The organism is Stakelama portus (assembly GCF_003171655.1).
GTDB lineage: Bacteria > Pseudomonadota > Alphaproteobacteria > Sphingomonadales > Sphingomonadaceae > Sphingomonas > Sphingomonas portus.
Genome location: NZ_QFZL01000002.1, coordinates 597,955 through 610,855 on the forward strand (window position 1 = coordinate 597,955; position 12,901 = coordinate 610,855).

General features: G+C 63.7%; 14 protein-coding genes. 11 read left to right on the forward strand and 3 right to left on the reverse strand.

Going from position 1 to position 12,901, the window contains the following annotated elements:
• Positions 1 to 49 precede the first annotated feature (49 nt).
• Positions 50 to 1,414, reverse strand: coding sequence for an NAD-dependent succinate-semialdehyde dehydrogenase (locus DKB74_RS08150; protein WP_109807720.1), 1,365 nt, complete (start codon positions 1,412 to 1,414; stop codon positions 50 to 52).
• Positions 1,415 to 1,498: 84 nt separating this feature from the next.
• Between DKB74_RS08150 and DKB74_RS08155 the strand changes: the two genes are divergently transcribed.
• The 9 genes from DKB74_RS08155 to DKB74_RS08195 all read left to right on the forward strand — a co-directional run bounded on the left by DKB74_RS08155 (position 1,499) and on the right by DKB74_RS08195 (position 10,685).
• The gene (locus DKB74_RS08155) at positions 1,499 to 1,744 is read left to right on the forward strand and encodes an exodeoxyribonuclease VII small subunit (RefSeq protein WP_109807719.1); all 246 of its coding nucleotides are present in this window, start codon (positions 1,499 to 1,501) and stop codon (positions 1,742 to 1,744) included.
• 61 nt (positions 1,745 to 1,805) lie between these two features.
• Positions 1,806 to 2,651 carry a polyprenyl synthetase family protein gene (locus tag DKB74_RS08160; RefSeq protein WP_420822401.1) on the forward strand — a complete coding sequence of 282 codons (846 nt, stop codon included), beginning with the start codon at positions 1,806 to 1,808 and terminating at the stop codon, positions 2,649 to 2,651.
• 9 nt (positions 2,652 to 2,660) lie between these two features.
• On the forward strand, positions 2,661 to 3,332 hold the full coding sequence (locus DKB74_RS08165; RefSeq protein ID WP_109807600.1) for a GH25 family lysozyme: 672 nt from the start codon (positions 2,661 to 2,663) through the stop codon (positions 3,330 to 3,332).
• A 55-nt stretch (positions 3,333 to 3,387) separates the two neighbouring features.
• Positions 3,388 to 3,894 (forward strand): pantetheine-phosphate adenylyltransferase, encoded by a 507-nt coding sequence (gene coaD, locus DKB74_RS08170; RefSeq protein WP_109807601.1) that lies wholly within the window; start codon positions 3,388 to 3,390, stop codon positions 3,892 to 3,894.
• 83 nt (positions 3,895 to 3,977) lie between these two features.
• Positions 3,978 to 4,664 carry a peptidylprolyl isomerase gene (locus DKB74_RS08175; protein ID WP_109807602.1) on the forward strand — a complete coding sequence of 229 codons (687 nt, stop codon included), beginning with the start codon at positions 3,978 to 3,980 and terminating at the stop codon, positions 4,662 to 4,664.
• A gap of 34 nt (positions 4,665 to 4,698) precedes the next feature.
• Entirely contained in the window at positions 4,699 to 5,730 is a 1,032-nt protein-coding gene (queA, locus tag DKB74_RS08180; RefSeq protein WP_109807603.1) for a tRNA preQ1(34) S-adenosylmethionine ribosyltransferase-isomerase QueA, read from the forward strand.
• Positions 5,731 to 5,898: 168 nt separating this feature from the next.
• Positions 5,899 to 8,913, forward strand: coding sequence for a pre-peptidase C-terminal domain-containing protein (locus tag DKB74_RS08185; protein ID WP_109807604.1), 3,015 nt, complete (start codon positions 5,899 to 5,901; stop codon positions 8,911 to 8,913).
• Between the two features lie 142 nt (positions 8,914 to 9,055).
• A complete protein-coding gene (locus DKB74_RS08190) occupies positions 9,056 to 9,985 on the forward strand; it encodes a cation diffusion facilitator family transporter (RefSeq protein WP_109807605.1) in 930 nt (309 codons plus the stop codon).
• Positions 9,978 to 10,685, forward strand: coding sequence for an HAD hydrolase-like protein (locus DKB74_RS08195; protein ID WP_239987428.1), 708 nt, complete (start codon positions 9,978 to 9,980; stop codon positions 10,683 to 10,685). The genes DKB74_RS08190 and DKB74_RS08195 overlap by 8 nt, the downstream gene beginning before the upstream one ends.
• A 245-nt stretch (positions 10,686 to 10,930) precedes the next feature.
• Here the strand turns inward: DKB74_RS08195 and DKB74_RS08200 are convergent, their stop codons facing one another.
• Positions 10,931 to 11,224 carry a YciI family protein gene (locus tag DKB74_RS08200; RefSeq protein WP_109807721.1) on the reverse strand — a complete coding sequence of 98 codons (294 nt, stop codon included), beginning with the start codon at positions 11,222 to 11,224 and terminating at the stop codon, positions 10,931 to 10,933.
• Between the two features lie 193 nt (positions 11,225 to 11,417).
• Between DKB74_RS08200 and DKB74_RS08205 the strand changes: the two genes are divergently transcribed.
• Together DKB74_RS08205 and DKB74_RS08210 are read left to right on the forward strand one after the other, a co-directional pair.
• The gene (locus DKB74_RS08205) at positions 11,418 to 11,828 is read left to right on the forward strand and encodes a MarR family winged helix-turn-helix transcriptional regulator (protein WP_161956835.1); all 411 of its coding nucleotides are present in this window, start codon (positions 11,418 to 11,420) and stop codon (positions 11,826 to 11,828) included.
• Positions 11,825 to 12,490 (forward strand): VOC family protein, encoded by a 666-nt coding sequence (locus DKB74_RS08210; RefSeq protein ID WP_109807608.1) that lies wholly within the window; start codon positions 11,825 to 11,827, stop codon positions 12,488 to 12,490. Before DKB74_RS08205 ends, DKB74_RS08210 begins: the two co-directional genes overlap by 4 nt.
• A gap of 22 nt (positions 12,491 to 12,512) precedes the next feature.
• Here DKB74_RS08210 and DKB74_RS08215 read toward each other — a convergent pair whose 3' ends face one another.
• Positions 12,513 to 12,830, reverse strand: a complete 318-nt coding sequence (locus tag DKB74_RS08215; RefSeq protein ID WP_109807722.1) for a cupin domain-containing protein — start codon at positions 12,828 to 12,830, stop codon at positions 12,513 to 12,515.
• Positions 12,831 to 12,901: the final 71 nt, after the last annotated feature.

Genomic DNA, 12,901 nt, shown 5'->3' on the forward strand with positions numbered 1-12,901 from the left:
GTTTGCGGCGCAGGCGATACGCGAAAGGCCTGCGCCGCATGCTCCGCCGTCAGTCCGCTCGCATCACGGCCTTCAGATTCATGAACTCGTGCAGGCCCCAGGGGCCGAGTTCGCGGCCATGGCCGGATTTCTTGATGCCGCCGAACGGCGCCTCGGCAGTCGAGGCGAGCATGGCGTTGACGGCAGTCATCCCCGCAGCGATGTCGCGCGTGAACCGGGCGATTTCGCCATCGTCCCGGGTCCAGACGCTCGACCCCAGACCGAACGGCGTGTCGTTGGCGAGCGCGATCGCATCGTCGATGTCCTTTGCCTTGAACACCATCGCGACGGGGCCGAAAATCTCTTCCTTCGCAAAATGGCTTTCGGGATCGACATCGGTCAAAACGCCGGGGGTCATCCACGCGCCGGGGCGATCGATCTTTTCGCCGCCGAACAACAGGGTTGCCCCCTGATCCTGTGCCTCGGCGACCTGATCGAGCACCGTGTCGCGCTGTTCGACACTCGACAGCGGCCCCATCTCGGTCGCTTCCTCCATCGGGTCGCCGATCTTCACTGCTTTCATGCCGGCATTGAAGCGATCGAGAAATTCGTCGTGCACATCGGCATGGACGATCATCCGCTTGGCGCAGATGCATGATTGCCCGGCATTCTGAATCCGCGCCTTGACCGCCGTATTTGCCGCGGTTTCGAGATCGGCCGAAGGCATGACGATGAACGGATCGGAGCCGCCGAGTTCGAGTACGACTTTCTTGAGCGCGCGGCCCGCCGCTTCGGCGACTTTCACGCCCGCCCCTTCGCTGCCGGTCAGCGTGACTGCCGCGACGCGATCATCGGCGATGATGGCAGAAACCTTGTCCGATTTGATCGGCAGATTCTGGAATAGCCCGTCCGGGGCGCCCGCGCCGCTTACCAGTTGCTGGATGATCGCCGCGCACCCCTGCGTCAGCGACGCATGTTTGAGCAGGCCGACATTGCCCGCCATGATGGTGGGTGCGAGGAAACGGACCACCTGCCAATAGGGGAAGTTCCACGGCATCACCGCAAGCACCGGACCGAGCGGCAGCCAGTGGGTTTCCGCGCGACCGCTGGCTGTCTTCACTTCGCCCGGTTCGAGCAAGGCGGGTCCGTGTTCGGCATAATAGCGAAAGGCACTGGCGCATTTAACCGCCTCGGCGCGGGCCGCGGCGATCGGCTTGCCCATTTCGCCGGTGCAGATTTCGGCGAGATGATCGGCCTCCGCCTCGAATCGATCGGCGATGGCGGCGAGCAGATCGGTGCGAGTCTTCATGTCGCTGACCCGCCAGGAGCGCCACGCCGTCGCCGCGCGATCGAGCGCAAAACCGATGTCGCCCTCCTCCATTTCCGGAATGGGTTCGCCGGCTTCGCCCGTTGCGGGATTGATGGGTGTGAACATGATCGCTCCTTTCGCTTCGGTCTTCTCAACCCGCCGCGCCATCGGGAGTTGCAATCGCGCATGGCACTGCCGCATAGCGTCACCATGACAGAGCAAGCGGATATCGCCGAACTTTCCTTTGAGGAAGCGCTGAAGGAACTGGAGCGGATCGTCAGCCGCCTGGAAAGCGGCGAGGCGCAGCTTCAGGAAGCGATCGACCTGTATGAACGCGGCGACCGGCTGCGTCGCCAATGCGCCGCGCGGCTGGATGCGGCGCAGGCGCGGATCGAAGCCATCAAGCTCGATTCCGAAGGCAAGCCGTCCGGCACGACTCCCTTTGCCGCGGGATAATATCGGCGTGACGCAGACCTCCCTCACGCTCAATGCCGCGCTCCGCGATGTCGCGGAAGAGATGGATCGCCAGTTCGACCGGTTGTTGCCGGTGCCCGACGATCCCCGCGCGGACCTGTATCGTGCGATGCGGCATGCGGCGATCGGCGGCGGCAAGCGGCTGCGCCCGCTGCTGGTATTCGCGACGGCGCGGCTGTTCGGCGTGGATCGCAGCTGTACCGCGCGCGCGGCGCTGGCGGTGGAATGCGTCCATGTCTATTCGCTGATCCACGACGATCTGCCCGCGATGGACGATGATGATCTGCGCCGGGGCAAACCGACCGTGCATCGCGCATTCGACGAATCGACTGCGGTGCTGGCGGGCGATTGTCTCCACGCGCTCGCATTCGAAGTACTGGCCGACGAAGCGACGCACCCCGACCCGTTCGTGCGCAGCGAACTGGTCGCGGCGCTGGCGCATGCGGCGGGTCCGGCGGGAATGGCCGGCGGCCAGATGATGGACCTGCGCGCCGAAAGCCAGAGCTTCGACTTGCCGACGGTAACCCGGCTGCAGGCGATGAAAACCGGCGCGCTGATCGGCTGCGCAGTCGAATCGGGCGCGATCCTGGGGCGGCTGACGATCGAGGGGCGGCGCGGGCTGCGCGGCTATGCGCACGATCTGGGTCTCGCCTTTCAGATCGCCGACGATATTCTCGACGCGACGGGCGATGAGGAAAGCGTCGGCAAGCGGCTGCGCAAGGACGGCGAACAGGGCAAGGAGACGTTCCTGACTTTGCTCGGCCTCGATCGCGCGCGCGAACAGGCCCAGATCCTGGTGCGACAGGCAGTCGAACATCTGCAGCATTATGGCGAGGAAGCCGATCTGCTGCGCGAGATCGCCGGGTTCGTGCTGGAGCGCGACCGTTAAGTCGCGGCCATGCTGCGCCGAACCGCCCTGTTCGTCCTGATCCTGACGATATTGCTGGTGACCGGATGGGTCATCGCCGCCGACTGGCGACCCGCCGAGGCCGATTATCCCAGCCAGGGCATCGACGTTTCCCAGCGCCAGGGAATCATCGACTGGGAAGCGCTGCCCGACGACGTCGATTTCGCCTATATCAAGGCGACCGAGGGGAACGGACATATCGACCGCCGGTTCCGGTCGAACTGGGCGGATGCACGCGCCGCCGGGATCAAGCGCGGCGCCTATCACCGATTTTCGCTCTGCGTGCCCGGCGCCGATCAGGCCGATGGCTTTATCGGCACGGTTCCCGCCGATCGCGACATGCTGCCGCCCGCAGTCGAACTGCGGTTCGAAGGCAATTGCAGCGAACGTCCCACACCGGACGCGCTGGCGACCGAGCTGACCATTTTCGTCAAACGCATCGAGGCGCGCTATGGCCGCCGGGTCCTTCTGTATCTGACGCGCGAATTCGACGGCGGATACGAGGTCAGCCGCCGCTTTCCCGACCAGCCCCTGTGGCTGCGCAGCATCGCGCTGAAGCCCGATTGGGGCAGGCGGCCATGGACGCTGTGGCAGGCATCGAGCTTTCGCCGCATCGCCGGGATCAGCGGCCCGGTCGACTGGAACGTCGCCGCACGGCCTTGACTTGCCCACGCGCCGCCCGCAGCACGTCCCGCGATCAAAGGGAGGATTTTCCGCAATGACCGTCCGCACCGGTGTCTATCCCGGCACTTTCGATCCCATCACGCTGGGCCATATGGATATTATCAGCCGCGCGGCGAAGCTGGTCGACCGGCTGGTCATCGGCGTCACGACCAATCCGTCGAAGAACCCGATGTTCTCGGTCGAGGAACGCATGGCGATGGTCAAACGCGAAGTCGATGCGATCGGCGGCGAAATCCACGTCGTCAGCTTCAATTCGCTGCTGATGGATTTCGCCGAGCGCGAAGGCGCGAGCATGATCGTCCGCGGCCTGCGCGCGGTTGCCGATTTCGAATATGAATATCAGATGGCGGGGATGAACCAGCAGCTCAACGACACGATCGAGACCGTCTTCCTGATGGCCGATGTGTCGCTGCAACCGATTGCCAGCCGGCTGGTCAAGGAAATCGCTCTGTTCGGCGGCGATATCGGCAAATTCGTTACGCCGTCGGTGCGCGACGAAATGGTCGCGCGCGTGGCGCAGATGGGTCGCAAGGGCGATTGAGCGCGGCGAAAGGGGCTATGCCTGACGTCTGCAATTGCCTAAACCTGCCGCTGACTGCGGTTTTCTTTGGGTTGGGGAAGTTGATGCGTTTCGCCGTAATGCTCCTGTCGATGCTGGGGCTGTTTTCCACCGTGCCGGCGTCGGCACAGACCGCACGGGTGATGCCGACCAGCCGGCCTGAGCCCGCCTCTCCCACCGATCCGGAAAATCTCTGGCTGCTCGATCTGTCCGACGGCGGCCGGGTGACGATCTGGCTGCGCCCGGACGTCGCACCGAACATGGTCGAGCGCGTGAAGACGCTGACTCGCCAGCATTTCTATGACGGGCTGATCTTTCATCGCGTCATAGACGGCTTCATGGCGCAGGGCGGCGATCCGCAGGGCACCGGCGAAGGCGGATCGGATCTTCCCGATGTGACTGCCGAGTTCAACTATCTGCCGCATGTGCGCGGTGCCGTGGGTGCTGCCCGCGAAGGCGCGCCTCCCGGAGCGGACGAGGAAACGCGGACCAAGGCGGAAAACAGCGCCAACAGCCAGTTTTACATCATGTTCGCGCCGCGCCTGTCGCTCGACCGCGATTATACGGTGTTCGGGCGGGTGATCAGCGGCATGGAATATGTCGATGCGATCGCGCGCGGCCAGCCGCCGGCCAATCCGACCCGCATCCTGCACGCCTATATCGCCGCGGATAATCCCCCCGCCTATCAGCCCCCTGCCCCGAGCGCGCTGCCCGAGGGTGAGGAGCGGATAACGCTGCCCGGCGCGGAATGAGGACACGCCCGGCGGCGTGCCGGGCCAATCCGCGATGAACGTCGACCTTTTCGACTTCGACCTGCCGAACGAGCGTATCGCGCTGCGCCCGGCCAGTCCGCGCGATGCCGCGCGGATGCTGGTGCTTCAGGGCGCGGCCACGCGCGACATGGGCGTGCGCGACCTGCCGGCCATATTGCGGCCGGGCGACATACTGGTGTTCAACGACACGCGCGTCATTCCCGCGCAGCTGGAAGGAACGCGTGGTGCAGCGCGGATCGGCGCGACGCTGCACAAGCGCGAAGGGCCGCGCCGCTGGCGCGCCTTTATCCGCAATGCCAAACGGCTGCGCGATGGCGATACCATTGATTTTGGCGCCGGCGTTACCGCGCGGGCATGCGACCGGGCGGAGGATGGCAGCTTCGCACTCGAATTTCCGGGCAACGAGCCAGTCGAACTGCTGCTTGAACGCGCGGGCCGGATGCCCCTGCCCCCTTATATCGCCGGGAAGCGCGACACCGACGCCCGCGACGCCGACGATTATCAGACGATGTTCGCGCGCGAAGCCGGCGCGGTCGCCGCCCCCACTGCCGCACTGCATTTCACGCCCGAATTGATGGCGGCGCTGGAACAGGCTGGAATCGGCCATGAAACGCTGACGCTCCATGTCGGGGCGGGCACGTTCCTGCCGGTCAAGGCGACCGATACCAACGCGCATCGGATGCATGCCGAATGGGGGCGCATCGACGCGGCAACCGCGGATCGGCTGAACGCGGCGCGCGCCAGTGGCGGGCGCGTGATCGCGGTCGGCACCACCAGCCTGAGGCTGCTGGAAAGCGCAACGGGGGAAGATGACGTCATCCGCCCGTTCGAAGGCGACACTGCGATCTTCATCACCCCCGGCTATCGCTTTCGCGCGATCGACGGGCTGATGACCAATTTCCACCTGCCGCGCTCGACCCTGTTCATGCTGGTATCGGCGCTGATGGGGCTGGAGCGGATGCAGGCAGCCTATGCCCATGCCATCGCAGAGGAATATCGTTTCTATTCCTATGGCGACGCCAGCCTGTTGATACCGGATTTGTAATATTTGTCCGACTTGACGGTTCCGGGCACCGGTTTATCCATTCGAGATACGAGTCTTGAGCGTTTCGGCGGGGATGTCCGCGCCGCAATTCAGGACAGGTTCAAGCCTGCAAGGTCAGCGTTGCGTAGATGACCGTGTAGACGGGCAATCGGATTCGGGGGGATTTCGATGGGCGGCGGACGTTTCTTTGCAATTCTGGCTGCGGCGATGGCAGGTGCGATGGCGTTCGCCCAACCGGCGGTCGCGCAGAACCAGACGACCAGCGGGCAATTGTCAGCCAGCGATCCGAAGCTCGACAATGGCGAATATTTCGATTCGGTTCCGCTGAACCTGACGGCGGGACAGCGCATCACGCTGACGCTCGAATCGTCCGATTTCGATGCCTATCTGCTGGTCATCGGCCCGGATGATTTCGCGGAGCAAAATGACGATGCGACCGAAGACTCGACCAACGCATCGCTCAGCTTCACGGCACCGACCGCCGGCGAATATACTATCGTCGTCACCAGTTATGAGGGTGGAGAGACCGGCAGCTATCGGCTGACCATCGCCGGAGCGGGCGGCGGATCGGGCGGATCGACCGTTTCGGGCAGTTCGAACGCGCGCGGCAGCGGATCGGGACGCGCAATCTCGGCAAGGCTCGATGCGCATGACGGCAAGCTCGAAAGCGGCGAATATCGCGATATCTATACCTTTTCGGCGCGGTCGGGACAGCATGTCACGCTGCGCGTCGCTTCGGACGATTTCGATACCTATCTGATGGTGCGCGGTCCTGAGGATTTCTCGCAGGACAATGACGATGCCAGCGAAAGCGATCGCAACGCGGCCGTTTCCTTCGACGCACCCGCCACGGGCGATTATCGCGCCATCATAACCAGTTTCGAAGCGGGCGAAACCGGCGCCTATACGCTCGACATCGGCGGCGTGACGCTCGATCCCGAAAGCGTAGCGCTCAACCAGTCGGTCTATGACCAGACGATCCGCGGCGCGCTGGAACGCAGCGATTCGCGGCTGGGCAGCGGCGAATATACCGATACCTATACCTTCACTGCCCGCGCCGGACAGCAAGTGGCGCTGTCGGCGCTGTCGGACGATTTCGATACCTATCTGATGGTGCGCGGGCCGGGCGATTTTTCGCAGGACAATGACGATGCCGTCCCCGGCGAACGCAATGCCGCGGTCAATTTCACTGCCCCCGCCAATGGCGAATATCGCGTCATCGTCACCAGCTATGCCGAAGGGACGACGGGCGATTACCAATTGTCGATCGGCGGCGCGCGGATCGATGGCCAGGGCAGCGGATCGGGCAGTTCGCAACAGGCGCAGAGCGGCGGCGGATCGCTGAGCCTGGGCACGCCGACTCGCGGTACGCTTGCATCGGGCGACAGCGAGCTGCGTTCGGGCGAATATGTCGACGCCTATGACCTGCGCGGTACGCCGGGTGAGCGGATCGCGGTGCGCCTGTCGTCGCGCGATATCGACACCTATCTGATCGTGCTGGGTGCCGATGGGCGGATCGGCGACAATGACGATGATCCCAACGGCAATGGTTCGAGCGATTCGATGCTCGAATTCACGATGCCGTCCGATGGCCATGTGTCGATCGGCGCCACCAGCTATCAGTCGGGCGAAACCGGCAGCTATACGCTGATCGCCGAGCGCGTTGGCGGGGCAGCGGGCGGCAATGCTCCTGCCGGGGGCGGCCAGGGCGCGATCCAGGTCGGCCAGACGGTGCGCGGCACGCTGGGCGCGCAGGGCGCGACCGACGGCAAATATGAGGATGTCTATACGCTGCGCGGTCAGGCCGGGCAGAGCATCGAAGTGCGGCTCGCTTCGACCGAGTTCGATCCGACGCTGGCGATCCGCGGCAGCGGTGGCTTTTCCGAATCGAACGACGATGATTCGTCGGTCGAAAACTCGCTCAACAGCCGGCTTGTCGTCACCCTGCCCGAAAGCGGCACCTATAACCTGATCGTTTCAAGCTATCAGGCGCAGTCGACCGGCGCCTATTCGCTGAGCGTCGCGGCGGCGCAGAATCAGGCGCCCGCCAGCGCGAGCAACAGCGGCGCGGCTGCATCGGGCACGCTGACGCCAGGACGTACCGCCACCGGACGGCTGCAGAGCGGCGACCGGCAGCTGACATCGGGCGAATATACCGATGCCTACAGCTTTCAGGGAACGCGCGGACAGCAAGTCGCGATCGACCTGAATTCGGGCGATTTCGACACCTATCTGATCCTTGCCGGCCCGGGCGACTTCCGCGAGGAAAATGACGATGCGGTGGGCGACAATGGGCGCTCGACGCATGACAGCCGGATCGTGGTGACTCTGCCCGAAAACGGCACTTATTATGTCAATGTCACGTCGTACCAGTCGGGCGAGACCGGCGCCTATCGCGTCGCGCTCAACGCCGACAACAGCGCGTCGAACGTCTCCGCCAACAACAGCAACGCCAGCGGCGGCCCGCGTGTCTTTGCCGTGATGGTGGGCATCGCCGACTATCCCGGCACGGTGAACGACCTTTCGAGCACCGACGAGGATGCGATCAAGCTGGGCGAAACGCTTCGCCGCGCCGGCCTGCTCAACCCCGCCAGCGTCACGCTGGTCGATGCACGGGCGACGCGCGAAGGCGTGCGCGCCGCGATCGCCAGCGTCGCGGCACAGGCGGGCCCGGAAGATCTGTTCCTCTTCTTCTATTCGGGCCATGGCAATCAGGTGCCGACGCCCGTTTCCGCGGAGGAGCTCGACGGGCGCTCCGAAACCATCATGCTGTACGACGGACAGGCGAGCGACACCGAACTCGCCCAATGGCTGTCGACCGTGCGCGCGCGGATGCAACTGGTGGTATTCGATTCCTGCTTCAGCGGGGGCATGAACAATCTGGTCAATCGCCCCAATGTGATGGGCATCTTCAGTTCCGAAGAGGATCTGACCAGTCTGGTCGCCAGCAAATATCAGGCGGGCGGCTATCTGGCCTATTTCCTGCGCAACGGCCTGTCGGGCGAAGCCGACAGCAACCATGACCGGATTTTGACGGCGGGCGAGCTGACTCAGTATCTGCGCCTGAAATTCAGTGCGGAGGGGCCGCTGCCCGCTTCGACGCTGGACGATATCCGCAACTATCAGAATCTGACGATCGATCGCGGCGGCGTGCGCGTCGACGATATGGTGCTGCGTCTGTAAGCTGCATCGGCCGGGCAGTTGCACGCTTTCCCGCCGCAAATCGGGCGCGGGGAAGGCGTGCAGCCGGTCGACGCCCGCTCCCGCGCGCGGTTGTTGCATGTGCTAGCATCTCCTGCACCCTGCCCGCTATGAACCGGACATAATGGGCGCGAATCACGATCACCATCACGGGCCGGGCCATGGCCATTCCCATGCTCCTGCCGATTTCGGTCGCGCCTTTGCGATCGGAACCACGCTCAACATCGCCTTTGTCCTTGTCGAGGGCACGGCGGGGTTCCTGACCGATTCGGTCGCGCTGCTTGCGGATGCGGGGCATAATCTGTCGGACGTTCTGGGGCTGCTGATCGCATGGGGCGGCGCGGAGCTTTCCAAACGCCCGCCGTCGCGGCGCTTTACCTATGGCCTGCGCGGTTCCTCGATCCTGGCGGCGCTTTCCAACGGCGTATTGCTGCTCGTCGCGGTGGGCATGATCGCCTGGGAAGCGATCGGGCGCTTCGCCGATCCCCCGCCCGTATCGGGCAGCACCGTGATGATCGTGGCGAGCATCGGCATCGTCATCAACACCGCGACCGCGTTGTTGTTCGTGCGCGGGCGCAAGGGCGACGTGAACATCCGCGGCGCATTCCTCCACATGGCGGCGGACGCGGCGGTATCGGCGGGCGTGGTGATCGGCGGCGCCGTGATCCTGTGGACCGGATCGGAATGGGTCGATCCCGTGGTCAGCCTGTTGATCGTGGCGGTGATCCTGTGGAGCACCTGGGGCCTGTTGCAGGATTCGGTGAAAATGGCGCTGCAGGCCGTGCCGCCCGGCATCGACATCGACAAGGTCGAGGCGACATTGATGCGCCTGCCGGGCGTGGCGCATATTCACGATCTGCATATCTGGCCGATGAGCACGACCGAAACCGCACTGACGGCGCATCTCATCATGCCCGAAGGTCATCCGGGCGACACATTCCTCGCCGATTTACAGCACAAGCTGGCGCACGACTTCGGTATCGACCATACCACCGTGCAGATCGAACTGGCGAACGGAGCGGAATGCCGGGTACATGGGAAAAATAATGTCTGAAGCTACCACCATGGACGCGATTCGCGATCCGCAGGCAGCGGACGACACCGCCGGTGCAGCATTCGATCCGATCAAGCTGGTGATTTTCGATTTCGACGGCACGCTGTCGGACAGCGGCGAATGGTTCCTGTCGGTGATCGACGAACTGGCCAAGCGCTTCAAGTTCCGCACCGTCACCGACGACGAAGTCGAAGAGCTGCGCCACCGTTCGACGCGCGAAGTGATCCAGTATCTGGGCATCCCCAACTGGAAGCTGCCGTTCATCGCCCGCTATGTCCGCAAGCTGGTCTATAAGCGGCATTACGAATTCCACTTGTTCCCCGGCGTCGGCGAGATGCTGAACCGGCTGGGCGAAGAGGGCATGCGCGTTGCGCTGGTGACGTCGAACGCCGAACCCAATGTCCGCGCGATATTGGGTGAGGAAAATTCGGCGAAGATCGAGATATTCTCGTGCGGCTCGTCGCTGTACGGCAAGGCGCCGAAATTCCGGCGGGTGCTGAAACGCGCCGGCGTTGCGCCGGCACAGGCGCTGGCGGTGGGCGATGAAACCCGCGATGTCGATGCCGCGCGCGAAGTCGGCATGCGCGCAGGGTCGGTGCTGTGGGGCTATGCCAGCGAAACCGCGCTGACCGGCATGGCGCCCGATGTGATGTTCCGATCCACCGACGAGATCGTCGCGTATATCCTCGCCAACCGGTGAAGCGGCTGGCGAGAGCGAAGTTTCTCGCGCCGTTGCGGCGATCGAAACATCCGCCGCACCGGCCCGCCGTCAGGAGGGCATATCGCCAGGTCATGAACGCATAAACGGCGCCGTCGGGGTTTCAGCCAAAATGGCTCAACGCAAGGAGATAAAGCGTAGGAATATAGATATATTTCAAGGTCTTACGACGCAGCTCCGGGCAATTTTGGTCACATCCCATCGGGACGCCGGAATGGGTTCACAATTTAGTCGCGCGGCAGTTCGCGTATCTCCACCGTGCCGCCACATTCGAACACCGGATTGCCGGCAAGCAATTCTTCGGCTTGCGTCGGGTTGTCTGCCCGAACCCGGATATAGCCGGCCAGCAGGTCGCTGACCGCCGCCAACGCGCCATCCCTGCGGAAAGCGCGTCCGGAGCCGATCGCGCTGCCGCCCTGAAAGACGCCAAGGCTGCGCAGCCGCGTGAAATAGGATGACCACATTTCCGGCGGCGGGGCCGTGGTTACATCGTCATGCATCAGCAGAATGAAATCGCGCACACCGCTCTCCATCTTCGAATCCGGGATAACCCGGACAACCGGATGGTTGTATTTATAGTACAAAATATTGATGGTCAATCTAATTGACTATATCGGTGCTACCCTGCATATAGCTGCCATGGACACGCAAACCGACCCGGGGCCATCGCTGCCCTCGCTTCTCCGTCACGCACGCAGAACCTATGGCAAGGCGATGCGCACAGCGCTCGAACGCGAAGGCTATGACGATATCCCCGCCAATGGTCTCTATATCATCGGCCGCCTTGCAGCGGGCGAACGCGGCGTTCCGATCAGCACATTGGTGAAGGAACTGGGCGTGTCCAAACAGGCAGTGGGACAGCTGGTCGATACGTTGGTGACACGGGGCTATCTTCAGCGCACCCCGGACGATAACGACCGCCGTCAGCTGATCATCACCCTCACCCAACGCGGCCGCGCAGCCGCCGACACGCAGACGATTGCGCGCCGGGCCATCGACGCCGCCTTGCTGTCTGCGGTCGGCCCGGTCGATCTCGACAGCACGCGGCGCACGCTCGCCGCGCTGATCGATCTCGATCGACCCGCCGCGCCAGAACCGATCGCCGGTACGGGAAGCAAGCAATGAGCCATAGCAAAATGTTCGAGAACCAGTCGCTCGACGATGCACTGTTCCGTGATTGTACCATGACGCGAACGCGGTTCGACGATGTCCGGCTCGCCGATGCCCGCTTCGAGAATGTCGATCTGCAGCGGGTGCATCTGCGCAACGTAAACCTGACCGATGGTTCGATCGAGGACGCCGATATTTCCGGCCTCAAGATCATGGGCCACGATGTATCGGATCTGATCCGGCAACAGCGAAATGACCTGCCCAGCGTCGGAACCAATAACAGTTCCGACGGGATGGCCGTAGAGCCGCAGCTTTACGTGGGCGACTTGGATCGGTCGTGCGAATTCTATTGCAGCAAGCTCGGCTTCCACATTGCCTTTTCCTATGGAGAACCGCCTTTTTATGCACAAGTCGTGCGCGGCGGGTGGCGCCTCAACCTGCGGGTCGTGCACGGCCCGGTATTCGATGGCGGGTTCAGGGACAGGGAGGCCGACGCGCTCTCGGCGACATTGACGATCGGCGACGCGCGCCCGGTCTTTCGCGAATGGCAGGAGGCGGAGGTCGATTTTCACCAGCCTCTGAAAGAGGAGCCATGGGGAGCCATTGGTTTCATCCTTCGCGACCCCGACGGCAATCTTATCGCCGTGGCGGGACGCCCGGCGGAAGCGGGCCTGTAGCGCGGTTCCAAGCCCGGGCCGGCTATTCCAGATGCACCGCCAGCCAGATGCTGGGCATATCCGGATCGGTCCAGGTCACCCAATGCACGGTGCCGCGCGGAATCCACATCCAGTCGCCGGGCGCCAGGTTCTGCTCCGCCTCGCCATCGATCCGTAATCGCGCGCCGCCGGTCAGCAGGACGACCCATTCGTCCTGATCCTGCACCATCGGCGCGTCTTCGGGTGTTGCCTGCCCCAGCGACACGATCCGTTCGATTCGCACCCCCGTTCGGGCGAACAGTTCGGTAAAGACCTCCGCCCCGGTCGCATCGGGCAGATTTGCATAGAGATTGGCTGACATGGGCTGCGCTCCGTCTTCCTGCGGCCTGATGGCCTTTCCCTCTTTCGCACGCCACCGCAGCGGCAGTAAGG

What these genes read in the sequence shown, in the direction of transcription:
- DKB74_RS08150 (WP_109807720.1), bottom strand. Translation starts at nt 1,414, where the DNA reads ATGTTCACACCCATCAATCCCGCAACGGGCGAAGCCGGCGAACCCATT.
- DKB74_RS08155 (WP_109807719.1), top strand. Translation starts at nt 1,499, where the DNA reads ATGACAGAGCAAGCGGATATCGCCGAACTTTCCTTTGAGGAAGCGCTG.
- DKB74_RS08160 (WP_420822401.1), top strand. Translation starts at nt 1,806, where the DNA reads ATGGATCGCCAGTTCGACCGGTTGTTGCCGGTGCCCGACGATCCCCGC.
- DKB74_RS08165 (WP_109807600.1), top strand. Translation starts at nt 2,661, where the DNA reads ATGCTGCGCCGAACCGCCCTGTTCGTCCTGATCCTGACGATATTGCTG.
- coaD (WP_109807601.1), top strand. Translation starts at nt 3,388, where the DNA reads ATGACCGTCCGCACCGGTGTCTATCCCGGCACTTTCGATCCCATCACG.
- DKB74_RS08175 (WP_109807602.1), top strand. Translation starts at nt 3,978, where the DNA reads ATGCGTTTCGCCGTAATGCTCCTGTCGATGCTGGGGCTGTTTTCCACC.
- queA (WP_109807603.1), top strand. Translation starts at nt 4,699, where the DNA reads ATGAACGTCGACCTTTTCGACTTCGACCTGCCGAACGAGCGTATCGCG.
- DKB74_RS08185 (WP_109807604.1), top strand. Translation starts at nt 5,899, where the DNA reads ATGGGCGGCGGACGTTTCTTTGCAATTCTGGCTGCGGCGATGGCAGGT.
- DKB74_RS08190 (WP_109807605.1), top strand. Translation starts at nt 9,056, where the DNA reads ATGGGCGCGAATCACGATCACCATCACGGGCCGGGCCATGGCCATTCC.
- DKB74_RS08195 (WP_239987428.1), top strand. Translation starts at nt 9,978, where the DNA reads ATGTCTGAAGCTACCACCATGGACGCGATTCGCGATCCGCAGGCAGCG.
- DKB74_RS08205 (WP_161956835.1), top strand. Translation starts at nt 11,418, where the DNA reads ATGCGCACAGCGCTCGAACGCGAAGGCTATGACGATATCCCCGCCAAT.
- DKB74_RS08210 (WP_109807608.1), top strand. Translation starts at nt 11,825, where the DNA reads ATGAGCCATAGCAAAATGTTCGAGAACCAGTCGCTCGACGATGCACTG.
- DKB74_RS08215 (WP_109807722.1), bottom strand. Translation starts at nt 12,830, where the DNA reads ATGTCAGCCAATCTCTATGCAAATCTGCCCGATGCGACCGGGGCGGAG.